Genomic DNA, 1207 nt, shown 5'->3' on the forward strand with positions numbered 1-1207 from the left:
GCTATACGCTGGGTCGTAGAATTGAACTTCGGTAACGTTGAATGTCCGGTCTATCGTCTTTGGGAACAGCGGTCGGTTGATGAAACACAGGCTAATCGTGACGTTAAGTTGAGTCAGGCTGGTGTCAAATTTACTCCGCAATACTGGAAACGCGAATATCAATTGCAGGATGGGGATATTGATGAAACAACCTTGTCAACCACGCCTATTCCCCCACTCCCACTGGCGTTTTCTGAAGCTGTTAACGCAGATTTAGCAGCACAGGACACCTTAGATGAAGCGCTGGATATTTTGATGAATGAAGGATCATTGAATGAATCGTTGAGATCTCTACTGGCTCCTTTGTTCCATCGTGTTCAAAACGGTGCTAATCCCAGCGATCTTATAGGAGAGTTAGCCGAGCTTTATCCACAAATGGACACAGATGGTTTGCAAGAGCGGCTAGCGCGGGTTTTGTTTGTGTCTAACATTTGGGGACGCTTGCATGAGCATAACCACGCCTGAACTGGCGTATTGCATGACATTACCTCCCAAGCGAGCCATTGGTTATCTGCAATCTAAGGGCTACAAGATAACCTGGGATTGGGAAGAACTTTGGCAAGAGACTCATTCCCATGCATTCACAGTGGCGAAAGTCACGCGTCTGGATATTCTGGAAGATATTCGCCAGGCGCTACAGCAGGCACTGGATGAAGGCAAGACTGATCGTTGGTTTCGTCAGGAGCTGGAGCCAACATTAAGACGTAAGGGGTGGTGGGGAACGAAAGAAACCGATGACCCCGTTACAGGGGAACGTGTCACTGTTCAGCAAGGTAGCCCGTGGCGTCTTGATACTATCTTTCGTACCAACATGTCAGTGCTGTACAGTGCAGGCCGTTGGACCGAACAAATGGAAAATGTTGATGACCGACCGTACTGGATGTATACAGGGATCAACGATAACCATACACGCAAGAGCCATCTTGCATTACATGGTTTGGTATTTCGCTTTGACGACCCATTTTGGCAAGCTTTCTATCCTCCTAATGGTTGGTGTTGCCGTTGCAGTGTGATTGCTCTCAGTCATGATGACGTTCGTGTCAGAGGGATGAAAGTTATGAATTCAGGTAAAGCAATGGGCTGGGAGTTGAAATTGGTTTCACAAAAAACAGGTGAGATGCAGCCCGTTGCTACATTCAACACAGGTATAACAAAAGTGGCGACTGAT

General features: G+C 47.3%; 2 protein-coding genes. Both read left to right on the forward strand.

Annotated features, from left to right (window positions below):
* The coding region (locus tag AACQ83_RS24115) for a phage portal protein family protein (protein ID WP_146747957.1) at nucleotides 1-504 on the forward strand (504 nt) is incomplete at its 5' end.
* The coding region (locus tag AACQ83_RS24120; protein WP_112879918.1) for a phage head morphogenesis protein at nucleotides 485-1207 on the forward strand (723 nt) is incomplete at its 3' end. The genes AACQ83_RS24115 and AACQ83_RS24120, both read left to right, overlap by 20 nt.

It is taken from the genome of Photorhabdus sp. S10-54, assembly GCF_963878145.1.
GTDB lineage: Bacteria > Pseudomonadota > Gammaproteobacteria > Enterobacterales > Enterobacteriaceae > Photorhabdus > Photorhabdus kayaii.